Source organism: Citrobacter freundii complex sp. 2024EL-00216, from assembly GCF_043945515.1.
Classification (GTDB): Bacteria; Pseudomonadota; Gammaproteobacteria; order Enterobacterales; family Enterobacteriaceae; genus Citrobacter; species Citrobacter portucalensis.
The window spans coordinates 49,053-71,001 of the sequence record NZ_JBIMRA010000005.1 but is presented as its reverse complement, the minus strand read 5'-3'; the positions used below and the strand labels follow the sequence as shown (position 1 = coordinate 71,001).

Genomic DNA, 21,949 nt, shown 5'->3' with positions numbered 1-21,949 from the left:
AACGCAGCATATCGCCACATTCACGCCCAGTTTTCCATCTGAAATACGTGGCCTGCAGGCGGAACGTCCTGCGCGTCATGGGTCACCTGTACCACCGGGATCCCCAGCTTACGCACCTCGGTGAAGACCCATTGGCGAAAGTTATCGCGTAGCGACGCATCCAGCCTGCTAAAGGGTTCATCAAGTAACAGCGCCTGGGGCTGCGCCAGTAGTGCGCGGAGCAGGGCGACACGTGAGCGTTGTCCGCCGGAGAGTGACGCCGGATCGCGCGAATAAAAACCTGCCAGGTCAGCGCGCGCGAGAGCGCATTCAATCTCATGGCGTCTGGCGGGACCTTGCAGGCTGGCGGGTAAGGCCAGCAGTAAATTCTGCCCAACGCTGAAATGGTCAAACAGCAGCGCATCCTGGAACAAAATGCCAATCTGGCGCTGCGCGGTAGGTAACGTATCGATGCGTCGTTCATTAAGCCACAGTTCGCCTGATGCCTGAAACTGGGGAGACAACGCCCCGATCATCCATGAAAACAGCGAAGATTTCCCGCTGCCGGAAGGTCCCATAATAGTGACGATGTCACTTTTGTTAACCTGAAAATTAACGTCTTTCACCAGCGCTTTCGCGCCCTGGTACAACGAAGCGCCTCGTACAGTAAGCATTAGCGAAGTCCTTGTCGAAAGCGGCCAATCCACGCGGTGAGAAAGGCTGCAAGTGCGAAAACGAGCAGTGGTAAAAGCAACTGCCACAACGCCTGTGTTGCCAGAATCGCACTGCTACCGCCGCTGCTTAATGCCACCGCTTCGGTGGTTAACGTGGGATAGCGTCCGGCACCTAGCCACAGCGTTGGCATATACTGGGCGATACTAACCGAGAAGCCAACCGCGAAGGCAATCAATGCAGGGCGTGCCAGCTGTGGGCATTTCACCAGCCAGAATATCCGCCACCGCGTCCAGCCCAGGGTTTGCGCAATCAAAATTAATCGTGGGTCAATGCGCTGCCACGCCGGTTTAAGCACAAATAGCATCCAGGGCATCACCCACAGCAGGTGGCCCCAGATAATGGTAGTCATCAGTCCATCTTGTTCGGCATATAACGCCAGCAGATATTGTCCGGTTACCAGCGGTAGCGCAGGCAAAATGAGCGGTAGCCAGACCCAGCGGTGTCCGGTTTGTGGACCCCATTCCAGCCAGGCAAAAAGTATCAGAAGCGCCAGCACGCTGGAAAGGAGCCCCAGTTGCAGGCTGTTGCTGAGCGCCTCGCTGTTTAGCGAGGAATAGCTGGCGATAAGCGCCAGCACCAGCGCGCATACCACACCGCTGACGGGCAAAATCTGTACCAGCGGGCGTACGATTGTCATAGATGAAAAATGCTGGCGTTCACCGTTTACTGCCGGAATAGTATGTCGCCAGGTACGCCAGAGCAGATAACCCACCAGCGCGATAACAAGGAGTAACAGCACCAGCAACAGACTGGCAAGTGCGCCTTTCGCCTGCTGTTCGACGTCGCCCTGACTGAGCCACTGCCAGCTCAATACGGCAAGCGTTGGCGGATTGCCGGGGCCAAGAACGATTGCCACATCAACAACGGAGAGTGACCAGGCAACAATCGCCAGCATAGCTTTACCTAATGCCGGGCCGATAGCGGGCAGAACCAGCCAGTTCAGGCATTGCAGTCGGCTGTAACCCAGCGAATCCAATACGATAACCTGCTGAGAAAGTTGTTTTTCACTCAGCAGGGCCGAGAGAATCCATAACAAAAAAGCGCTCTCTTTCACCGCCAGCGTTACGCCAAGTCCAATGCCGTAGCGGTCCGGCTGTGGGCTGAGGAGCGGGAGCCATTGCCAAAGTATGCCGCCTTCAGCAAAAACCAACAGCACGCTCGTGGCGAAGGCAACGTGCGGAATTGCCAGCAGCCACGGAAGACGCGTATACAGACGTACCCAGCCTGCGCCGGGCCACAAGGCGAGGATCGCCAGCAGCGCGATAATCAGCGCGCCCCCAGCCGCGAGGCCGACGGAAACCAGCGTTGCCAGTAACGCCTGCGGGAGTTGAGGATCGGCAAAGAGCGCCAGCCAGTGTGTGGTACTAAGCGCCGGTGTTATCAGAGACCATGCCGCTGGCGCCAACGGCAGATAAACTGCCGCCATGATGGCCCAGAGTAGCAGAATTAATGCGTACCGTAGCGGCGTAGCCATTCTTGTTCCAGAGCGTTTACCCAGGCTGCATGCGGTTCTGGCAACACGGCAGGGAGCCCCTGTGGGATCCGCGCCAGCAGCGCATCACGCTGTTCGTCAGGCAATTTTTGTGGATCAAGCACCGAAGGATCTCCCCAGATAGCCGGGTCAGCTTTGCGCAGTTGTGCTTCAGGAGAAAGCAGGAAGTTTGCCACGACTTTTGCTCCGGCACTGGCGTGGGCATTCGCCGGAATGGCAACAAAGTGCACGTTGCCGAGCATGCCCTGTGAGAAACCAAAACTGTAGCTGCTTTTAGGCAATTCGCCGCTCGCCACTTTTTGCTGCGCGTGGGCAGGGTTAAAGGTCAATGATAAACGCAGGGTGCCGCTATTGAGCAGTGCATCCATTCGTGCTGGCGTGGGAGGAAAATCTTTGCCTTCACGCCAAAGTACAGGATGCAAGGTATCAAGATACTGCCACAATGGCGCGGTAACTTCGGCGAATGTCGCTGCATCTGGCGCAACTTTCAATGCCTGTGGTTTGGTGGTGAGCGAAATTAGCAACTGCTCAAGAAAAGCCGTTCCGGTAAAGTCTGGCGGGCGTGGATAGGTCACCGTGCCAGGGTGCGCCTGCGCGAATTTAAACAGTGCCTGCGGAGATTGCGGCGGCTGCGCGGTAAGATCGCGCCGGGCAATAAAGGTGAGTTGGGCACCGCCCCACGGTGATTCAGCCCCCTCTGTTGGAACGGAGAAATCTTCGGTCACCGGTTTTTGTGTATCAACATAGCGCCAGTTAGGCAGCGTTTGCGCCCACTGGGTTTGCAGTAGCCCGGCTTCTTTTAGCGTACGGAAGTTTTCGCCGTTAACCCACAGTAAATCGACAGAGCCGCCGGTTTTTCGCCCGGATGCCGCTTCCGTCTGGATGCGTTTTACGGCATCGGCGGCGTCCGCCAGGCGCACGATTTTCAGGTTAATGTCGTAGTGCGTTTTCATCTCGCCGCTAACCCAGTCGAGATACTGGTTAACTGCATTGTCGCCACCCCAGGCGTTGAACCACACCGTTTGACCACGGGCGTCATTTTTGATTTGTTGCCAGCTGGCGTCCTGGGCAAACGTCGCCAGCGGGCAGAGCAACAAACTCAGACACAATAAGCAGTAACGCATAATATCTCCATGGCTAAAAATGGGGGAAGGTCTCAGCTTTTTTTCCGTTGGCGCTCAAGATAAAGGCTTCTCGCCACCGATATCACCACGCTTAGGGCAAACAGGACAAACAGACCCGTCACAAACCAAAATGTGCCGCCGGTTAACAGGCTTCCCGCCCATGAGTAGATGATAGTGGCGGGTAACTGTCCGATGCCTGTGGCGATGAAAAAATGGCGAAAACGAATTGAGGTCAGGCCTGCCGCGTAGCTTACCGGGTCGAACGGCACAAAAGGTAACAGGCGGCAGACCAGAATAGTGTGCTTACCATAGCGCTCGAAAAAAGCGTCAATATTGTTCAGCACCGTTTTTCCGGTCAGCTTTTCTACCGCACCGCGACCTAAAATGCGGGCAATAAAAAAGCACAGCGCCGCACCTGCCATTGCGCTGCTCCAGGATAGTACGCCGCCCCAAAATGCGCCAAACAGCGAGGCATTGGCAAACGTGATCACAAACGCAGGAAGCGGTGCAACGATGGCCTGTAAGATCATCAGGAAGAACGACACCACCGCCGCCTGGGTTCCATAAGAACGAATAAAGTTCTCAAGAGCATGCTGATCGAGTGTGGTAAATGCTGCCAGGCTGCTGTGGAGAAAATCACTCACGCCAGGTATCCATGCCCATGCCATTAGCCCGAGCAGTAGCAGAGCAATCAAACCCGCCCGGTAATAGCGAGCCAGCCGCGCTTTATTCCGTTTTATCATTTACCCGTACACTCATGGTTGGCTGACGGATCGATATGCTTATATCGGGCCCAGGCTTTGGCTGCCTGAACGAGGGCGAATAACGCCAGCCCTGCCACGCTGAGCTTACCGATGAATACCAGGGTAATGCCTTCGCTGGCGAGTTCATGCGACATCAGCGTATAGATAAAGATGCCGGGTAAGGTGGTAAGTGCCGATATTACGGTAAATGACCAGAACGGAATGGCCGTCAGCCCATAGGCGTAATTTTGAATATTATAGGGGAACAGCGGTACGAGCCGGGTCAGGATTAGAAAGTCTACTCCGCTATGGGCAATGCCTTTTTCGATAGCCTGAAACGTCGCCGTGTGCCCAACGTATTTCAGTAGTAGATCCCGTCCAAGCCAGCGAGCCAGCAAAAACGACAGCGCTGAGGCCATGGTTGCTGCCACTAACGAGATAAGCGTCCCAGCCACGGGGCCAAACAGCACACCGCCGACGATCACCAGGATGCTGCCTGGAATCAGACACAGCGCAGCAACAATAAACAGCAGGATATAAAGCGTATAGCCGAACATACCGCTTTGGCGGATGACGTCTTGTAAATGATGGAAATTGGTTATCAGGTCGGTCAGACCATAATGATGGAAAACTCCCGCCAGAACGCAGAACAGGACCGCGACAATCAGCAGCCGGTATTCTGCTTTATGCGAACTTCTTTTTCATGGGGGTTCTCCTGTAAAACCGAGGGCAATGGAGCATTTTCATCAGCGAAAAGCGCGCGCGAAGATATAATAAATTCCCGGCCGTAACAATGTATTACTGTCACTTTATTGATTTTGCACAGAATAAACAGACTCTCCAGACCAGGCCTGGAGAGTAAAAAGACGCAGAAGGTCAGACGCGGAATTTAGCCCATACAGGCGCATGGTCGGACGGTTTTTCCATGCTGCGAATTTCATAGTCGATGCCGGTTTCTTCGCAGCGTTCCGCCAATGGGTTGCTCGCCAGCAGCAGATCGATACGCAGGCCACGGTTATCGTCAAAGCCTTTTGAGCGATAGTCGAACCACGAGAACTGGTCATTCTTTTCAGGATTTGCGTGACGGTAAGTATCCACCAGACCCCAGCCCAGCAGGCGTTCCATCCACTCACGCTCCTCCGGCAGGAAGGAACATTTACCGGTACGCAGCCAGCGTTTACGGTTTTCTTCGCCAATGCCGATATCGAGATCGGTTGGGCTAATATTCATATCGCCCATGATCAATACCGGATTGTCGCGCTTCAGTTCAGTCTCCAGATAGTTTTGCAGGTTCTGATAAAACGCGGCTTTGGCCGGGAATTTGGTTTCATGGTCACGGCTTTCTCCTTGCGGGAAGTAGCCGTTGATCACCGTGATGCTGCCCAGAGGGGACGGAATTTCTGCCATGATGATCCGACGCTGCGCTTCTTCGTCATCGCCCGGGAAGCCACGACGTACCGCAATTGGCGTTTCTTTCGTTAACAACGCCACGCCGTAATGACCTTTCTGGCCGTGATAAAAGACGTTGTAACCGAGCTTTGCTACCTCTTCGAGAGGGAACATATCGTCGTGGACTTTTGTCTCCTGTAAGCCAATAACATCCGGTTGGTGTTTTTCGACAATGGCTGCCAGTTGATGGGGACGGGCACGCAGGCCGTTGATATTAAAAGAGACAAATTTCATAGTCGCTGCCACTTTGCAAGATGAATAGTGCAAGGATGGTAGCAGAATTTCTGCAGGCTGACTGCTTCTTGTCACCTGATTCCAACAATGATTGCTAATGGTGTTAACGATGGAGCAAAAACTGCACCGTTTTGGCGCGAAGCGCGTCGGAATGGGGCAATAATTTCCGAAAAATTTCGTATACGATCACAATTCCAGAATTATATTTGGCGACTGAATAAAACTGCGTTTTTTCCTCTGTTTAGTCGCCTGATGTGCAAACATATTCACTTTATATGCACATGTAGTGAATATCGCTACGTTGTAACCTGTTGATATTTCGTCATCGACCTCCGTTTATGCACTTTTTTCGCTGGCTGGCACGAACCCTGCAATCTACATTTACACCGCAAACACTATATTTATTAACATATAAATAACCTTTTATTTACCGTTGAGGTCGCTATGTCTCTGTCAATTACGCGTGAAAATTTTGATGAATGGATGATGCCCGTATATGCTCCGGCCCCTTTTATTCCGGTGCGGGGTGAAGGTTCACGTCTGTGGGATCAGCAGGGTAAAGAGTATATCGATTTCGCGGGAGGCATTGCGGTTAACGCGCTGGGTCACGCCCACCCGGCATTGCGCGAGGCATTAAACGACCAGGCGAGCAAATTCTGGCATACGGGAAATGGCTACACCAACGAGCCGGTACTGCGTCTGGCGAAAAAGCTGATTGACGCCACCTTCGCCGAGCGCATTTTCTTCTGTAACTCCGGTGCAGAAGCCAACGAAGCGGCACTAAAACTGGCGCGTAAATATGCCCACGATCGTTTTGGCAGTCAGAAGAGCGGGATTGTAGCGTTTAAAAATGCTTTCCATGGACGCACGCTGTTTACCGTCAGCGCCGGAGGACAGCCTGCCTACTCACAGGATTTCGCGCCGCTGCCGCCGGATATCCGTCATGCCGTATACAACGATCTCGATTCTGCCAGCCAACTGATTGATGACACCACCTGTGCGGTTATCGTGGAGCCTGTGCAGGGTGAAGGCGGTGTGGTACCGGCAACAAAAGCCTTTTTGCAGGGGCTACGTGAGTTATGCGATCGCCATAATGCGCTGCTGATTTTTGATGAAGTTCAGACCGGCGTTGGCCGTACCGGGGAACTGTATGCCTATATGCACTACGGCGTGACGCCGGATCTTCTGACGACAGCAAAAGCGCTGGGCGGTGGTTTCCCCATCGGCGCACTGCTGGCGACAGAGCGTTGCGCCAGCGTGATGACGGTTGGCACACACGGTACAACGTACGGCGGAAACCCGCTGGCTACGGCGGTGGCAGGTAAATTGCTGGAAATTGTGAATACACCGGAAGTGCTCAACGGAGTAAAACAGCGCCACGACTGGTTTGTGGAGCGTATAAACGCCATTAACGAACGTTTTGGACTGTTTAGTGAAATTCGTGGACTCGGACTGCTGATCGGCTGCGTGCTGAACGCGGAATTTGCCGGGAAAGCGAAACTCATCTCGCAAGAAGCGGCTGTTGCCGGGGTGATGGTACTGATCGCTGGCGCTAACGTGGTGCGTTTTGCGCCAGCGCTCAACGTCAGCGAAGAAGAAGTCGCCACCGGACTGGATCGCTTTGCGCTGGCCTGCGAACGCATTAAAGCAGGAGGTTCATCATGATGGTGATTCGTCCCATTGAACGCGCGGATATCACCGCGTTGATGCAGCTTGCCAGTAAGACCGGCGGCGGGTTGACCTCGCTACCGGCGAATGAAGCTACGCTGATGGCGCGTATCGAACGTTCACTCCAAACCTGGCGCGGTGAGTTGCCAAAAAGTGAGCAGGGATATGTGTTTGTGCTTGAAGACAGTACCAGCGGAACCGTGGCCGGGATTTGCGCCATTGAGGTAGCGGTAGGGCTTAACGATCCCTGGTACAACTACCGGGTTGGTACCCTGGTCCACGCCTCGAAAGAGCTGAATGTCTATAACGCGCTGCCGACACTGTTTCTGAGTAACGATCACACGGGTAGCAGCGAGCTTTGCACGCTGTTTCTCGATCCGGACTGGCGAAAAGAAGGCAACGGCTATTTGCTGTCAAAATCGCGCTTTATGTTTATGGCGGCTTTTCGCGACCGATTTAATGAGAAAGTCGTGGCCGAAATGCGCGGCGTGATTGATGAGCACGGTTACTCGCCGTTCTGGCAAAGCCTTGGTAAACGCTTTTTCTCAATGGAGTTCAGCCGGGCGGATTTTCTCTGCGGGACAGGGCAGAAAGCCTTTATTGCTGAACTGATGCCCAAGCATCCTATTTATACCCATTTTCTGTCTGATGAAGCGCAAGGCGTGATTGGTCAGGTGCATCCGCAAACTGCCCCGGCGCGGGCGGTGCTGGAGAAAGAAGGATTTCGCTACCGCAACTATGTCGATATTTTCGACGGCGGGCCAACGCTGGAATGCGATATCGACCGGGTTCGGGCTATTCGTAAAAGCAGGCTGGTGGAAGTGGCGGAAGGTCAGCCAGCAACCGGCGATTATCCGGCCTGTCTGGTTGCCAATGAAAACTATCAAAATTTCCGCGTCATGCTGGTTCGCGCAGACCCGGATACCCAACGTCTGGTACTGACGGCGGCGCAACTGGATGCCCTGAAATGCCACGCGGGCGACCATGTACGTTTTGTACGTCTTTGTGCAGAGGAGAAAACAGCATGACACTATGGATAAACGGTGACTGGGTGACGGGTCTGGGCGAGCGTCGGGTGAAAACCAACCCGGTAAGCGGTGATGTGCTGTGGCACGGTAATGATGCAGATGCAATGCAGGTGACGCAAGCGTGCCAGGCCGCACGCGCAGCCTTTGCCGGTTGGGCTAAACAGCCTTTCAGCGCACGCCAGACTATTGTTGAAAAGTTTGCTTTATTGCTGGAAAGCAATAAAGCCGAGCTAACTCAGATTATCGCCAAGGAAACCGGAAAACCTCATTGGGAAGCCGCGACTGAACTGACGGCGATGATCAATAAAATCGCCATCTCCGTCAAAGCTTATCACGCCCGTACCGGTGAGCAGCACAGCGAACTACCGGATGGTGCGGCAACGTTGCGCCATCGCCCACACGGCGTGCTGGCGGTTTTTGGTCCGTATAACTTCCCCGGACATTTACCCAATGGTCATATTGTTCCGGCATTGCTGGCAGGCAATACGTTGATTTTCAAACCCAGCGAGTTGACGCCGTGGACCGGTGAAGCAGTAATAAAACTGTGGGAGCAGGCGGGGTTGCCGCCGGGCGTGCTGAATCTGGTGCAGGGCGGACGTGAAACGGGGCAGGCGCTGAGTGCGCTGGAAGACCTCGATGGCCTGCTGTTTACCGGCAGTGCGAATACCGGTTATCAGCTGCATAAGCAGTTATCCGGCCAGCCGGAAAAAATCCTTGCCCTGGAGATGGGGGGCAACAACCCGCTGATTATTGAGAATCCGGAGGATATTGATGCCGCGGTGCATCTGACTATTCAATCCGCATTTGTCACCGCCGGACAGCGCTGTACCTGTGCCCGCCGCCTGCTCGTAAAAAAAGGCGCGCAGGGTGATGCGTTCCTGACGCGTCTGGTGGAGGTTAGTCAGCGTTTAGTGCCCGGCAACTGGGATGCACAACCGCAGCCATTTATGGGTGGACTGATTTCCGAACAGGCCGCGCAGCACGTCTATGATGCCTGGCAGCGTCTGGCGTCGTTGGGCGGCCGTACGTTGTTAGCGCCACGTCTGGTAAATGCCGGAACGTCACTGCTGACCCCTGGAATCATCGAACTGACCGGGGCGGGGAACGTACCTGATGAAGAGGTTTTCGGTCCGCTGCTCGGCGTCTGGCGTTATGACAGCTTTGATGATGCGATTCGTCTGGCGAACAACACCCGCTTTGGATTGTCGTGTGGGTTAGTTTCGCCCGATCGCGGCCAGTTTGAACAGCTACTGTTGGAGGCGCGGGCAGGGATCGTCAACTGGAATAAGCCGTTAACCGGCGCTGCGAGTACCGCACCGTTTGGCGGTGTAGGCGCTTCCGGGAACCATCGCGCCAGCGCGTGGTATGCCGCAGATTATTGCGCCTGGCCGATGGCAAGTCTGGAATCCCCGGCCTTAACGCTGCCATCGGCGCTTAGCCCCGGACTGGATTTTTCTCGCGAGGATAAGCTATGAAAGCCCGTGAGGTAAATTTTGATGGTCTGGTGGGGCTAACTCACCACTATGCTGGATTGTCATTTGGTAATGAGGCCTCAACCAAACATCGATTTCAGGTGTCGAACCCGTGTCTGGCGGCAAAGCAAGGTCTGCTAAAGATGAAAGCGCTGGCGGATGCGGGATTTCCTCAGGCGGTGATCCCGCCCCACGAGCGGCCTTATATTCCGGTTCTGCGTCAGTTGGGTTTTAGCGGCAGTGACGAACAGGTGTTGGAGAAAGTGTCACGTCAGGCGCCTCACTGGCTCTCCAGTGCCAGCTCCGCATCGCCTATGTGGGTAGCGAATGCGGCAACGGTTTGCCCTTCGGCAGACTCGCTGGACGGGAAAGTGCATCTGACGGTGGCAAATCTGAATAATAAGTTCCACCGTTCACTGGAAGCGCCTACTACCGAAGCATTGTTACGGGCGATTTTCCGTGATGAGAATAGCTTTGCGGTCCACGGCGCGTTGCCCCAGGTTGCGCTTTTCGGTGATGAAGGGGCGGCAAACCATAACCGCCTGGGTGGAGATTACGGTGACCCCGGCGTACAGCTGTTTGTTTACGGTCGTGAAGAAGGCAATGCATCCCAACCGAAGCGCTATCCGGCAAGGCAATCCCGTGAGGCCAGCGAAGCGGTCGCGCGACTGAATCAGGTCAACCCACATCAGCGCATTTTTGCCCAGCAAAACCCGGACGTTATCGATCTTGGCGTGTTCCATAACGATGTGATTGCGGTATCGAATCGCCAGGTGCTGTTTTGTCATCAGCAGGCGTTTGTCAGACAGCAGGCATTGTTAGAGCAGTTGCGCAGTCAGGTGGCAGGTTTTACCCCGCTGGAAGTCCCGACAGCGGAAGTGTCGGTGCAGGATGCCGTGACCACTTATCTGTTTAACAGTCAGTTGCTGAGTCGTAGTGACGGTTCGATGATGCTGGTCCTGCCGCAGGAGTGTCGGGAGCATGCTGGCGTGTGGCGGTATTTGAACCGGCTTCTCGAGGAAGACAATCCGATCGATGATCTGCGGGTATTCGATCTGCGTGAAAGTATGTCCAACGGCGGTGGTCCGGCATGCTTGCGCCTGAGAGTGGTGCTCACCCCGCAGGAACAGCAGGCGGTGAATCCGGCGGTTATCATGAACGACACGCTGTTTAACACGTTGAATAACTGGGTTGACCGTTACTATCGCGATCGTCTTACCGCTGCCGACCTTGCCGACCCACAGCTGTTGCGCGAGGGGCGTGAAGCGCTGGATACGCTGACGCAATTGCTCAACCTCGGTTCAGTGTATCCTTTCCAGCAGGAGGGGATGCACCATGGATAACTTTCTGGCGATCACGCTCGCAGGCGCCACTCCAGAGAAAACGCAAGGAACCACTCATGGTTTTGACTGGCAGTGGATCGGTCACGGAATTCTGGAACTGACGCCGCTTGCACCCGTTGAACATTCTCTGGTGCTGTCTGCGGGGATCCATGGCAATGAAACCGCGCCGGTAGAGATACTCGATTCATTGCTTTCCAGTCTGTTTAGCGGCGAGCTGACACTGACATGGCGGCTGCTGGTGATTCTGGGAAACCCGCATGCGCTGGCTGCGGGAAAACGATATTGTCATAGCGACCTGAATCGTATGTTTGGCGGCCGGTGGCAGATTTTTACCGCGAGTGAAGAAACGCACCGAGCCCACGAGCTTGAGCTGTGTCTTGAAGATTTTTATTCGCGCGCAAAGGAGCCTGTGCGCTGGCATTTGGATCTGCACACCGCGATCCGCGGTTCACAGCATCTGCGCTTTGGCGTATTGCCACAACGCAACGTTGCCTGGGACGAGGATTTTCTTGAATGGCTGGGAGATGCGGGACTGGAAGCGCTGGTTTTCCATCAGACGCCTGGCGGCACGTTCACCCATTTTAGTGGTGAATATTTTGGTGCGTTGGCCTGTACGTTGGAACTGGGGAAAGCGCTGCCGTTCGGGCAAAACGATCTCACCCAGTTTGCGCAAACGGCAGACGCGCTGGAGAAACTGCTGCAGGGCGAGCGGGTGTCGACGAGAGAAATATCCCCGCTGCGTTATCGCGTGGTGTCGCAAATCACGCGTCGTAGCGACGATTTCATTCTCCACATGGATAACCAGACGCTAAACTTTACCCCCTTTAAAGAAGGCACCTTGCTGGCGCAGGACGGAGATGAACGTTTTATCGTCACCCATGATGTTGAATACGTTCTTTTTCCCAACCCTAACGTGGCCTGCGGTTTACGTGCCGGATTGATGCTCGAAAAGTTGTGATCAATATATTCGCCCTGCAGGATTATCCTTTAGGGCTTATTTTTGCGTGCTGTTTTTATTTATTACGGATTATTCCTGGTGAGTTGCTTTCTTAATAAACAGGGTTCAGGTATAGTTCTCCATAATCCTTTCAAAATCATCCTGTTGTAATTTTTTATTGCAACTCTGCGCAATTTATTCTTTTTTTCTTCATAATTGATGAAAGTTTGTTTTTTACACTTTCACTGTTTTACCGTTGCTCTGATTAATTGACGCTTAAGCCGGTAAAGTTAATCTCGTCAACACGACATCACATTGCATAAGAGTCGCATGAGTGTCGTAAAAATAACTGAAAGAAAGGATAGAAATTATGCGTAAACTGACTGCTCTGTTTGTTGCCTCTACTCTGGCGCTGGGTGCTGCGAACCTGGCTCATGCTGCTGACACTACAACAGCTGCACCAGCGGATGCTAAACCGATGATGCATCACAACGGTAAATTTGCCCCGCATCACGACATGATGTTTAAAGACCTGAACCTGACCGACGCGCAGAAACAGCAGATTCGCGAGATCATGAAAGGCCAGCGCGATCAGATGAAACGTCCGCCGCTGGAAGAACGCCGTGCAATGCACGATATCATCGCCAGCGATAGCTTCGATAAAGCGAAAGCCGAAGCGCAGATTGCGAAGATGGAAGAACAGCGCAAAGCCAACATGCTGGCGCATATGGAAACTCAGAACAAAATTTACAACATTCTGACCCCGGAACAGAAAAAGCAGTTTAATGCCAATTTTGAGAAGCGTCTGACAGAACGTGCGGCGCAGAAAGGTAAAATGCCGGAAGCTGCCGAGTAATCGATCAGCGTCTACACTAAATCATTCACACTGTGTCGCGCTGATTGCCGCACAGTGTGAAACAAAACTCAAGACCGCCGCTCTTGTCCACAACACGTATAACGATGTGGGCAGGATCGGCGGTTTTTTCATTTCTGCCTATTGCACCGGACGCACGACGCGCTATTCTCCTGAAGCCCGCGAAAATTCTACCTGGATCAGCGCGTTATTCTTTTTTGCAAAATGCCGGGTTCATCGCTAAGGCAAATCAACTCTGCTGCCGATAACAATAATCTGCAGGGTGAACATAATAATGATGATTTATGGCTGTCTGTTTACGGCAGGCTGCCATGCTGCTCCTTTCTGGAGGGATAATGGAATACTTTGATATCCGCAAAATGCCGGTTAATCTCTGGCGAAATGGTGCGGGAGAAACGCGTGAGATTTGCTGTTTTCCGCCAGCAACACGAGATTTTCACTGGCGGGCGAGTATCGCCTCCATCGCAGCAAACGGCGAGTTTTCACTTTTCCCGGGTGTAGAGCGCGTGATTACCCTGCTGGAAGGCGGAGAAGTGACCCTGGAAGAGTCGAACACCTTCACGCATACCCTGAAACAGCATCAGCCTTTTACCTTTGCCGGTGACAAGGTGGTAAAAGCGAAGCTGACGGAAGGGCAGATGTCTATGGATTTTAATATCATGACCCGACGAGATGTTTGCCAGGCAAAAGTCAGAGTGGCCGATCGCACCTTTACGACCTTTGGTTCACGCGGCGGCGTGGTGTTTGTTATCAGTGGTGCATGGCAACTGGGCGATAAACTGCTGACGGCCGACCAGGGTGCGAGCTGGCATGACGGCAAACACACATTACGACTGCTGGAGCGCGAGGGAAAATTGCTGTTCAGCGAGATTAACTGGATGCCGGGGCATTCTCCGGACACAGTTCAATAATGTCATATTGACCAGACAGAACAGGCCGGCAGAGAATTTTGTAACCATCATGGTCAAAGCCTGCCGGCATACGCGCCAGGGTAGCCGCTTCATCCAGCGTTGAAACGGCTCCCAGCCACAGCCAGTTGTTGATGATATGGTACTGTGTCATTTCAGCGCCGGTTTCCTGCAGTGCAATAGCATTGCTCCATGGCCAGCAAATCACTCTCACTCTTTCCAGCGCCGCTAACAGACGCAAATGATGCGCTTCATGACTCTCTTTTCCGCAGCACGCTCCGGCGCAGCGTTTAAGCGCGGAGCGAAAACAGGCGCGCCCGCGACTCAGGGGTTCCAGCCCCAACAGGCCGTAGCACAGCTGTTGTTCATCCGCGAGGCTTTGCAACGCTTGTAGCGCTGCGCGACGATTGGCAAACAGGCCAAACAGATTGGGTGCATGGGAGAAATCAATATCTCGAGCGTAGACAACCTGAACAGTTCGGTCGGTAAGCTGCAAGGCGCAAAGCTGACGATTGCGCCGCAGTCGTTTATTAAACAACGGCTGTTGTTCTTTGATCAACCGCGCTTCCAGCAGCAGGGCACCAATTTCTCCCGCCGTACAAATCCAGCTAATGCGTTTGGCTTGGCGCAGCATTGCCGCTTCGTCTGCGGTACGCAGGTGTGCCAGCACGCGGCTGCGAATATTGACGCTTTTACCAATATAGAGCGGCATAGTGTCGCTTTCACTGTGAAACAGATAGACGCCTGGCGCGGTGGGAAGCGCACTCAAAAATGGACGCAGGTGTTCTGGATATTCATAGATTGCCGCTGCCTCAAATGTCAGGCGTGGGGCTGATTGACGCCGTACCACTTCTCACTCCGGATGCTGGTTATTCATCCAGTGTAGCAGTTTGAAACCGATTAAAAAAGCGGCATCAGACCAGGAAGAGTGGCCGGACAGCGGTGATCCCAGTGCTATCCGGCAATATGTGACTAAAAAAATTACGCTTTTTTCCAGAAGTCATCAAACACCGTAATCGGTGTGCGACGTTTGTGTTCGGTCTTCAGGTACCAGCCTTCAATTTTTTTCGCGATGTCGGCAGCCAGCTTTTTTCCTTCCAGATAATCGTCGATGTTGTCATAGGTGACGCCTAATGCGGCTTCATCCGGCAGAGAAGGGCGATCGTCTTCGAGGTCGGCGGTTGGCGCTTTCTTATATAAATGTTCCGGGCAACCCAGCGCGGCAAGCAGCTGCTTACCCTGACGCTTGTTCAGGCGGAAAATAGGGTTAATGTCAGTACCGCCATCGCCGTATTTGGTGAAAAATCCGGTGATGGCTTCTGCTGCATGATCGGTACCCACGACAACACCGCTGGTCATTCCGGCGATACTGTACTGGGCCTTCATACGTTCACGGGCTTTTTCATTGCCACGGACAAAATCGCTCAGTTCAATACCCGCTTCACGCAGGGCCTGTTCACTGGCCAGTACCGCACCCTTAATATTTACTGTGAGCACGCGGTCCGGTTGGATAAAGGCGATGGCATCCTGACAGTCCTGTTCATCAGCCTGAACGCCATACGGCAGACGTACGGCAATAAACTGCAGCGCGTCATTCCCCGTTTCTTCGCGAAGCTCGGAAATAGCCATCTGGCAAAGTTTTCCCGCGAGCGTTGAGTCCTGTCCGCCGCTTATCCCTAATACCAGTGATTTCAGAAAAGGGTAGGTTTGCAGGTAGGATTTCAAGAAATCCACGCTGCGGCGAATTTCCTCTTCTGCATTAATTTGCGGTTTTGCGCCAAGCGCCTGGATTATCTCTTGCTGCAGAGTCATTTAACCCCCTCCGAAAAATGAAATGATCAAAAAAATGATGTGTTAAAGCTAACGCGTTGGGACCCAAACGACAAGGGATGCAGGCCTGATCTAACATCATTTTGTTTTAATAGAATTTTCCGAAACGACCTAAGTATCATCTGATTGCTTGAAAAATGTGTTGTTGTGCTCCAGGCTTATATAACACGCTGAAATACAAGAGGACGGAATATGAACAAGAACCTAACAGGAATTCTAAGCGCAGCGGCTGTTTTGACTATGCTGGCAGGGTGTACGGCCTACGATCGCACCAAAGACCAATTTGTTCAGCCCGTGGTGAAAGATGTGAAGAAAGGGATGAGCAGGGCGCAGGTGGCGCAGATTGCCGGTAAACCTTCTTCTGAAGTCAGCATGATTCATGCGCGAGGGACATGCCAGACCTACATCCTGGGTCAACGAGATGGTAAAGCTGAAACCTATTTTGTTGCTTTAGACGACACCGGACATGTGATTAACTCCGGTTACCAGACTTGCGCAGAGTACGACACCGACCCGCAGGCGGCGAAGAAGTAACAACTGCTTATTGCCTGAGCATTCAGAAGAACCGGCCATCGTGCCGGTTTTTTTGTGCCGAACGATCTTATTTATTGCCGCGAATTATTTGCCCGAAATGTGAGGGGGGTCATAACGACAGGTCAAGGAGAGACAATTTAGTTGGTCAAGGAAATACCATCCACCGGTGCAATCCCGTATACTCATTTCAGCCACCTAAAAAAGTAATTTAGCTGACGCAAGTTACCCAGAGCATGGATGCAGGTTATGGCTTGCGGAGTGTCTGGTTGACAGATAATCGCACATGAGGATCGTTTTAATGGAAAAGAAACACATTTATCTGTTTTGTTCTGCGGGCATGTCGACTTCATTGTTGGTTTCGAAGATGCGTGCTCAGGCCGAAAAATACGAAGTGCCGGTTATTATTGAAGCATTTCCTGAAACGCTGGCCGGAGAAAAAGGTCCTGTCGCCGATGTCGTGTTATTAGGTCCACAAATTGCTTATATGTTGCCCGAAATTCAGCGTTTGTTACCCAACAAGCCTGTGGAAGTGATTGACTCGCTGCTGTATGGCAAAGTCGATGGTTTAGGCGTGCTTAAGGCTGCTGTTGCAGCAATTAAAAAAGCCGCAGCAAATTAATTATTTTATTTTAATTTTTCCCGTCAAAGAGTTATTTCATTAACATTCACCGCAATTATTAATTGCGGTATTTAAGGGTATTTTTCTATGAGTAACGCTATTGCTTCACTTGAAAAGGTACTCCTTCCTTTTGCTGTAAAAATTGGAAAGCAGCCACACGTTAATGCAATCAAGAACGGTTTTATTCGTTTAATGCCGTTAACCCTCGCAGGGGCCATGTTTGTATTAATCAATAACGTTTTCCTGAGCTTTGGGGAGGGGTCGTTTTTTTATTCAATGGGCATTCGACTTGATGCTTCAACTATTGAAACTTTGAATAGCTTGAAAGGCATTGGTGGAAACGTCTATAACGGTACGCTGGGTATCATGTCATTGATGGCACCGTTCTTTATCGGCATGGCGCTGGCAGAAGAACGTAAAGTCGACTCACTGGCTGCCGGGCTGTTATCCGTCGCCGCGTTTATGACCGTAACGCCTTATAGCGTGGGTGAAGCCTATGCCGTTGGCGCGAACTGGCTCGGCGGTGCCAATATTATTTCCGGTATAATTATCGGTCTTGCAGTCGCGGAAATGTTCACCTTTGTGGTTCGTCGCAATTGGGTCATTAAATTACCTGATAGCGTACCGACATCCGTATCGCGCTCTTTCTCTGCGCTGATTCCTGGCTTCCTTATCCTCTCGATTATGGGGATCATCGCCTGGGCACTGAACACCTGGGGTACGAACTTCCACCAAATCATTATGGATTCCATTTCAACTCCGCTGGCGTCGTTGGGCAGCGTGGTGGGCTGGGCCTACGTGATTTTTGTTCCGCTGCTGTGGTTCTTCGGTATTCACGGTTCACTGGCGCTGACTGCGCTGGACAGCGGTATCATGACGCCATGGGCGCTGGAAAACATCTCTATCTACCAACAGTTTGGTTCCGTAGATGCCGCGCTGGAAGCCGGTAAGACGTTCCACGTCTGGGCGAAACCGATGCTCGACTCCTATATTTTCCTTGGGGGTAGCGGAGCAACGTTGGGTCTGATTATCGCTATCTTCCTGGCATCGCGTCGTCCTGACTATCGTCAGGTTGCTAAACTGGCACTGCCGTCAGGTCTGTTCCAGATTAACGAACCTATCCTGTTCGGTCTGCCGATCATCATGAACCCGGTGATGTTTATCCCGTTCATTCTGGTGCAACCGATTCTGGCGGCGATTACGCTGGCAGCTTACTACTCAGGCATTATTCCACCGATTACCAACATTGCACCGTGGACTATGCCAACCGGTTTGGGCGCGTTCTTTAACACCAACGGTAGCGTCGCTGCTCTGCTGGTCGCGCTGTTCAACCTCGGTATCGCAACGCTGGTTTACCTGCCGTTCGTGGTGGTAGCCAACAAAGCGCAGAACGTTATTGACCAAGAAGAAAGCGAAGAAGATATCGCTAACGCATTAAAATTCTAAATTTAATCCGGCATGGCTTTACGGTCATGCCGGACTGAACCAGAGGAAAAAAGTATGTTGGATATCGAGAACATCGTCGACACGCAGTCAGAAGCAGAAGAACTTGAAGAAGTGGTGATGGGCCTCATCATCAACTCCGGTCAGGCGCGTAGCCTGGCGTACGGCGCACTCAAAATGGCCAAGCAGGGTGATTTCGAGTCAGCTAAGACCATGATGGACCAGTCTCGTCTGGCGCTGAACGAAGCGCACCTCGTGCAAACGAAATTGATTGAAGGCGATCAGGGCGAAGGTAAAATGAAAGTTAGCCTGGTGCTGGTCCACGCGCAGGACCACCTGATGACATCAATGCTGGCACGTGAGCTGGTGACTGAACTGATTGAGCTTCACGAAAAGCTGAAATAGCGAGGAGTGCATAATGCAGCTACAGATTAACGCACCGGAAATCAAAACCGTTTATGAACAGCAGCTGTTTAATGGCAAAAATTTCCATGTGTTCATCTATAACAAAACTGAGAGCATCAGCGGGCTGCATCAGCATGACTACTATGAGTTTACCCTGGTTTTAACGGGGCGCTATTATCAGGAAATCAACGGTAAACGCGTACTGCTAGAACGTGGAGACTTTGTCTTTATCCCGTTGGGATCGCACCACCAGAGTTTTTATGATTTTGGTGCGACAAGGATCCTTAACGTCGGCATCAGTAAACGTTTTTTTGAACAGCACTATCACCCGCTGCTGCCATTTTGTTTCGTTGCATCGCAGGTCTACCGGGCGAATAACTCGTTTCTTACCTACATTGAAACGGTTATTGCATCACTTAACTTTCGTGAGAGCGGGCTGGATGAATTTGTAGAAGTGGTCACCTTCTATATTATAAATCGGTTACGCCATCATCGCGAAGAGCAAGTGCTGGATGATATTCCGCAGTGGCTTAAAACCACCGTCGAGACCATGCACGACAAACGGCAGTTTAGCGAGAATGCGCTGGAAAATATGGTACACCTGTCCGCGAAATCCCAGGAGTATCTGACCCGCGCTACCCAGCGTTATTACAGCAAAACGCCGATGCAGATTATTAATGAAATCCGCATTAACTTTGCTAAAAAACAGCTGGAAATGACGAACTATTCTGTAACGGATATTGCTTACGAGTCTGGCTACAGTAGTCCAAGCCTGTTTATTAAAACGTTTAAAAAGCTGACGTCGTTTACACCGAATAGCTACCGTAAGAAATTAACTGAATTTAATCAGTAGATATTATTTGCCAATAACCCATTTTTTATAGCTTGCCCAAAATAGCGTCGGGACAGCCACGCTATACCTGACAAACGGGTTGAGCATAATACACGTCAGTGTTTTTACACTGAAGGGAGAAAGTATGAGCCAGAAATTAAAAGTCGTCACTATCGGTGGCGGGAGCAGCTACACCCCTGAATTACTTGAAGGCTTTATTAAGCGCTATCATGAATTACCGGTTTCTGAGTTGTGGCTGGTTGATGTCGACGGTGGAAAAGAGAAGCTGGACATTATTTTTGACCTTTGCCAGCGCATGATCGACAAAGCCGGCGTACCGATGAAGTTGTTTAAAACGCTGGACCGCCGTGAAGCACTGAAAGATGCTGATTTCGTTACCACCCAACTGCGCGTAGGGCAACTGAAAGCCCGTGAAAAGGATGAACGCATTCCGCTGAGCCACGGTTATCTGGGACAGGAAACCAACGGTGCTGGTGGGCTGTTCAAAGGTCTGCGTACCATTCCGGTTATCTTTGATATTATTAAAGATGTGGAAGAACTGTGCCCGAATGCCTGGGTGATTAACTTTACTAACCCGGCCGGGATGGTGACTGAAGCGGTCTATCGTCATACGAATTTCAAGAAATTCATCGGCGTGTGTAATATTCCTGTCGGCATGAAAATGTTCATTAGCGATGTACTGGCGCTTAACGAGAGCGACGACTTATCCATCGATCTGTTCGGTCTGAACCACATGGTCTTTATTAAAGACGTGCTGGTGAACGGTACATCGCGCTTTGATGAACTGCTGGACGGCGTGGCTTCTGGACAACTGAAAGCTTCCACCGTGAAGAACATTTTCGACCTGCCGTTCAGCGAAGGGTTGATTCGTTCGCTGAAGCTGCTGCCGTGCTCGTATTTGCTGTACTACTTCAAGCCAAAAGAGATGTTGGCGATCGAAATGGGTGAGTACTATAAGGGCGGCGCACGTGCTCAGGTAGTACAAAAAGTAGAAAAACAACTGTTTGATCTCTACAAAAATCCTGAGCTAAACGTTAAGCCGAAAGAGCTGGAGCAGCGCGGTGGCGCGTATTACTCCGATGCGGCCTGTGAAGTGATCAACGCCATCTACAACGACAAACAGACCGAGCACTACGTCAACATTCCACATCATGGACATGTTGATAACATTCCTGCGGACTGGGCGGTTGAGATGACCTGCACGCTCGGACGTAACGGTGCTACGCCGCACCCACGTATTACCCATTTTGATGAGAAAGTGCTTGGCCTTATCTACACCATTAAAGGCTTTGAGGTAGCGGCGAGCAATGCGGCATTGAGCGGCGAGCTGAATGATGTGCTGCTGGCGTTAAACCTGAGTCCGCTGGTGCATTCTGACAGCGATGCCGAGATTCTGGCGCGTGAGCTAATCCTGGCGCATGAAAAATGGTTGCCAAACTTCGCCGGGTGCATTGAGAAACTCAAAAGCGAACAACACTAACTGAGGTCGGCTATGGAACGCATACTGATTGTGAATGCGGATGATTTTGGCCTGAGTAAAGGACAAAACTACGGCATTGTTGAAGCCTGTCGTAATGGCGTTGTCACCTCGACAACGGCACTGGTTAACGGTGCGGCGATTGACCATGCGGTACAGCTGAATCGCGACATACCTGCACTTGCCGTCGGGATGCATTTTGTTCTGACGCTTGGTAGGCCGTTGACGGCAATGCCGGGCCTTACCCATGACGGATTACTGGGGAAATGGATCTGGCAGATGGCAGAGGAGGACACTTTGCCGCTGGATGAAATATCTCAGGAACTGGCCGCGCAGTATCAGCGTTTTATTGACCTGTTCGGGCGGGAGCCGACGCATCTGGATAGCCATCACCATGTGCATATGTTCCCGCAAATTTTCCCTATCGTAGCCGGGTTTGCTGCCGAGAAGGGGATTGCATTGCGTATCGATCGTCAGACCGTGTTTCAGGCGTCTGATTTTCCGGAAACGTTACGTACCTCCCAGGGATTCAGCAGCGAGTTTTACGGCGAAGCGATTTCCGAGGCTCTGTTTTTACAGACGCTGGATGCGTCAGCCGACCGGGGAGAGTCTTCGCTGGAAGTGATGTGTCATCCGGCCTTTATCGATGACATTATTCGTCAAAGTGCCTACTGTTACCCCCGCTTAACTGAGCTCGACGTGCTGACGTCTTCGTCACTGAAATATGCAATTGCGGAGCGCGGTTATCGTCTTGGCAGTTTTCTGAACGTGTAATTCCTGAGTTTGCGGCGCTTAATGCGCC

Annotated in this window: 22 protein-coding genes; 14 read left to right on the top strand and 8 right to left on the bottom strand. The window is 52.1% G+C overall.

All coding sequences use genetic code 11. The annotated features are described in order from the left end of the window. Window positions 1–20: 20 nt before the first annotated feature. The 6 genes from ACHHZ7_RS07955 to xthA form a co-directional block, all read right to left on the bottom strand. A complete protein-coding gene (locus tag ACHHZ7_RS07955; RefSeq protein ID WP_060682314.1) occupies window positions 21–653 on the bottom strand; it encodes an ATP-binding cassette domain-containing protein in 633 nt (210 codons plus the stop codon). Then, window positions 653–2,188, bottom strand: a complete 1,536-nt coding sequence (locus ACHHZ7_RS07950) for an ABC transporter permease subunit (protein WP_060682313.1) — start codon at window positions 2,186–2,188, stop codon at window positions 653–655. Before ACHHZ7_RS07950 ends, ACHHZ7_RS07955 begins: the two co-directional genes overlap by 1 nt. Further along, window positions 2,161–3,330: an ABC transporter substrate-binding protein gene (locus ACHHZ7_RS07945; RefSeq protein ID WP_008784548.1), complete on the bottom strand. Its 1,170-nt coding sequence runs from the start codon at window positions 3,328–3,330 to the stop codon at window positions 2,161–2,163. Before ACHHZ7_RS07945 ends, ACHHZ7_RS07950 begins: the two co-directional genes overlap by 28 nt. A 32-nt stretch (window positions 3,331–3,362) precedes the next feature. After that, window positions 3,363–4,073, bottom strand: a complete 711-nt coding sequence (locus tag ACHHZ7_RS07940) for a TVP38/TMEM64 family protein (RefSeq protein WP_060682312.1) — start codon at window positions 4,071–4,073, stop codon at window positions 3,363–3,365. Further along, window positions 4,070–4,726, bottom strand: coding sequence for a TVP38/TMEM64 family protein (locus ACHHZ7_RS07935; RefSeq protein WP_192464029.1), 657 nt, complete (start codon window positions 4,724–4,726; stop codon window positions 4,070–4,072). Before ACHHZ7_RS07935 ends, ACHHZ7_RS07940 begins: the two co-directional genes overlap by 4 nt. A 223-nt stretch (window positions 4,727–4,949) precedes the next feature. Next, window positions 4,950–5,756 (bottom strand): exodeoxyribonuclease III, encoded by an 807-nt coding sequence (xthA, locus tag ACHHZ7_RS07930; RefSeq protein ID WP_003030642.1) that lies wholly within the window; start codon window positions 5,754–5,756, stop codon window positions 4,950–4,952. 444 nt (window positions 5,757–6,200) lie between these two features. On the opposite strand from xthA, the gene ACHHZ7_RS07925 reads away from it, so the two are divergent. The 7 genes from ACHHZ7_RS07925 (at window position 6,201) to ves (ending at window position 13,989) form a co-directional block, all read left to right on the top strand. Continuing rightward, window positions 6,201–7,421: an aspartate aminotransferase family protein gene (locus ACHHZ7_RS07925; protein ID WP_048214345.1), complete on the top strand. Its 1,221-nt coding sequence runs from the start codon at window positions 6,201–6,203 to the stop codon at window positions 7,419–7,421. Continuing rightward, on the top strand, window positions 7,418–8,452 hold the full coding sequence (gene astA / locus ACHHZ7_RS07920; RefSeq protein ID WP_060682309.1) for an arginine N-succinyltransferase: 1,035 nt from the start codon (window positions 7,418–7,420) through the stop codon (window positions 8,450–8,452). Before ACHHZ7_RS07925 ends, astA begins: the two co-directional genes overlap by 4 nt. Next, complete coding sequence (gene astD, locus ACHHZ7_RS07915; RefSeq protein WP_048214343.1) at window positions 8,449–9,927, top strand: succinylglutamate-semialdehyde dehydrogenase; 1,479 nt, start codon at window positions 8,449–8,451, stop codon at window positions 9,925–9,927. The genes astA and astD overlap by 4 nt, the downstream gene beginning before the upstream one ends. Continuing rightward, window positions 9,924–11,267 (top strand): N-succinylarginine dihydrolase, encoded by a 1,344-nt coding sequence (gene astB / locus ACHHZ7_RS07910; RefSeq protein WP_060682308.1) that lies wholly within the window; start codon window positions 9,924–9,926, stop codon window positions 11,265–11,267. Before astD ends, astB begins: the two co-directional genes overlap by 4 nt. Then, window positions 11,260–12,225, top strand: coding sequence for a succinylglutamate desuccinylase (gene astE / locus ACHHZ7_RS07905; protein ID WP_020996447.1), 966 nt, complete (start codon window positions 11,260–11,262; stop codon window positions 12,223–12,225). The genes astB and astE overlap by 8 nt, the downstream gene beginning before the upstream one ends. Before the next feature lie 349 nt (window positions 12,226–12,574). Then, entirely contained in the window at window positions 12,575–13,060 is a 486-nt protein-coding gene (spy, locus tag ACHHZ7_RS07900) for an ATP-independent periplasmic protein-refolding chaperone Spy (protein ID WP_003832537.1), read from the top strand. A gap of 353 nt (window positions 13,061–13,413) precedes the next feature. Further along, entirely contained in the window at window positions 13,414–13,989 is a 576-nt protein-coding gene (gene ves / locus ACHHZ7_RS07895; protein WP_008784560.1) for an environmental stress-induced protein Ves, read from the top strand. Here ves and cho read toward each other — a convergent pair. Then, entirely contained in the window at window positions 13,949–14,836 is an 888-nt protein-coding gene (cho, locus tag ACHHZ7_RS07890; protein ID WP_060682307.1) for an excinuclease Cho, read from the bottom strand. The genes ves and cho overlap by 41 nt on opposite strands. Window positions 14,837–14,967: 131 nt before the next feature. After that, window positions 14,968–15,798, bottom strand: a complete 831-nt coding sequence (gene nadE / locus ACHHZ7_RS07885) for an ammonia-dependent NAD(+) synthetase (RefSeq protein ID WP_008784562.1) — start codon at window positions 15,796–15,798, stop codon at window positions 14,968–14,970. A gap of 210 nt (window positions 15,799–16,008) precedes the next feature. On the opposite strand from nadE, the gene osmE reads away from it, so the two are divergent. The 7 genes from osmE to chbG all read left to right on the top strand — a co-directional run bounded on the left by osmE (window position 16,009) and on the right by chbG (window position 21,921). Continuing rightward, complete coding sequence (gene osmE / locus ACHHZ7_RS07880) at window positions 16,009–16,350, top strand: osmotically-inducible lipoprotein OsmE (protein WP_003030621.1); 342 nt, start codon at window positions 16,009–16,011, stop codon at window positions 16,348–16,350. A 298-nt stretch (window positions 16,351–16,648) separates the two neighbouring features. Continuing rightward, entirely contained in the window at window positions 16,649–16,969 is a 321-nt protein-coding gene (gene chbB / locus ACHHZ7_RS07875; protein WP_003832547.1) for a PTS N,N'-diacetylchitobiose transporter subunit IIB, read from the top strand. 87 nt (window positions 16,970–17,056) lie between these two features. Continuing rightward, window positions 17,057–18,415, top strand: a complete 1,359-nt coding sequence (gene chbC, locus ACHHZ7_RS07870; RefSeq protein ID WP_003030619.1) for a PTS N,N'-diacetylchitobiose transporter subunit IIC — start codon at window positions 17,057–17,059, stop codon at window positions 18,413–18,415. Window positions 18,416–18,469: 54 nt separating this feature from the next. Then, entirely contained in the window at window positions 18,470–18,817 is a 348-nt protein-coding gene (gene chbA / locus ACHHZ7_RS07865; protein ID WP_003832549.1) for a PTS N,N'-diacetylchitobiose transporter subunit IIA, read from the top strand. 10 nt (window positions 18,818–18,827) lie between these two features. Continuing rightward, complete coding sequence (gene chbR / locus ACHHZ7_RS07860; protein ID WP_085951046.1) at window positions 18,828–19,670, top strand: transcriptional regulator ChbR; 843 nt, start codon at window positions 18,828–18,830, stop codon at window positions 19,668–19,670. A 124-nt stretch (window positions 19,671–19,794) separates the two neighbouring features. Further along, entirely contained in the window at window positions 19,795–21,150 is a 1,356-nt protein-coding gene (locus tag ACHHZ7_RS07855; protein WP_008784566.1) for a 6-phospho-beta-glucosidase, read from the top strand. A 12-nt stretch (window positions 21,151–21,162) separates the two neighbouring features. Beyond that, window positions 21,163–21,921, top strand: a complete 759-nt coding sequence (gene chbG, locus ACHHZ7_RS07850; protein ID WP_008784567.1) for a chitin disaccharide deacetylase — start codon at window positions 21,163–21,165, stop codon at window positions 21,919–21,921. Window positions 21,922–21,949 lie beyond the last annotated feature (28 nt).

Bases quoted from the DNA above. Each gene is read 5' to 3' on its own strand.
- chbG (WP_008784567.1), top strand. From the start codon at position 21,163: ATGGAACGCATACTGATTGTGAATGCGGATGATTTTGGCCTGAGTAAA.
- ACHHZ7_RS07940 (WP_060682312.1), bottom strand. From the start codon at position 4,073: ATGATAAAACGGAATAAAGCGCGGCTGGCTCGCTATTACCGGGCGGGT.
- chbA (WP_003832549.1), top strand. From the start codon at position 18,470: ATGTTGGATATCGAGAACATCGTCGACACGCAGTCAGAAGCAGAAGAA.
- ACHHZ7_RS07855 (WP_008784566.1), top strand. From the start codon at position 19,795: ATGAGCCAGAAATTAAAAGTCGTCACTATCGGTGGCGGGAGCAGCTAC.
- astB (WP_060682308.1), top strand. From the start codon at position 9,924: ATGAAAGCCCGTGAGGTAAATTTTGATGGTCTGGTGGGGCTAACTCAC.
- nadE (WP_008784562.1), bottom strand. From the start codon at position 15,798: ATGACTCTGCAGCAAGAGATAATCCAGGCGCTTGGCGCAAAACCGCAA.
- astD (WP_048214343.1), top strand. From the start codon at position 8,449: ATGACACTATGGATAAACGGTGACTGGGTGACGGGTCTGGGCGAGCGT.
- astE (WP_020996447.1), top strand. From the start codon at position 11,260: ATGGATAACTTTCTGGCGATCACGCTCGCAGGCGCCACTCCAGAGAAA.
- chbB (WP_003832547.1), top strand. From the start codon at position 16,649: ATGGAAAAGAAACACATTTATCTGTTTTGTTCTGCGGGCATGTCGACT.
- ves (WP_008784560.1), top strand. From the start codon at position 13,414: ATGGAATACTTTGATATCCGCAAAATGCCGGTTAATCTCTGGCGAAAT.
- ACHHZ7_RS07950 (WP_060682313.1), bottom strand. From the start codon at position 2,188: ATGGCTACGCCGCTACGGTACGCATTAATTCTGCTACTCTGGGCCATC.
- ACHHZ7_RS07945 (WP_008784548.1), bottom strand. From the start codon at position 3,330: ATGCGTTACTGCTTATTGTGTCTGAGTTTGTTGCTCTGCCCGCTGGCG.
- ACHHZ7_RS07955 (WP_060682314.1), bottom strand. From the start codon at position 653: ATGCTTACTGTACGAGGCGCTTCGTTGTACCAGGGCGCGAAAGCGCTG.
- osmE (WP_003030621.1), top strand. From the start codon at position 16,009: ATGAACAAGAACCTAACAGGAATTCTAAGCGCAGCGGCTGTTTTGACT.
- chbC (WP_003030619.1), top strand. From the start codon at position 17,057: ATGAGTAACGCTATTGCTTCACTTGAAAAGGTACTCCTTCCTTTTGCT.
- xthA (WP_003030642.1), bottom strand. From the start codon at position 5,756: ATGAAATTTGTCTCTTTTAATATCAACGGCCTGCGTGCCCGTCCCCAT.
- astA (WP_060682309.1), top strand. From the start codon at position 7,418: ATGATGGTGATTCGTCCCATTGAACGCGCGGATATCACCGCGTTGATG.
- ACHHZ7_RS07925 (WP_048214345.1), top strand. From the start codon at position 6,201: ATGTCTCTGTCAATTACGCGTGAAAATTTTGATGAATGGATGATGCCC.
- spy (WP_003832537.1), top strand. From the start codon at position 12,575: ATGCGTAAACTGACTGCTCTGTTTGTTGCCTCTACTCTGGCGCTGGGT.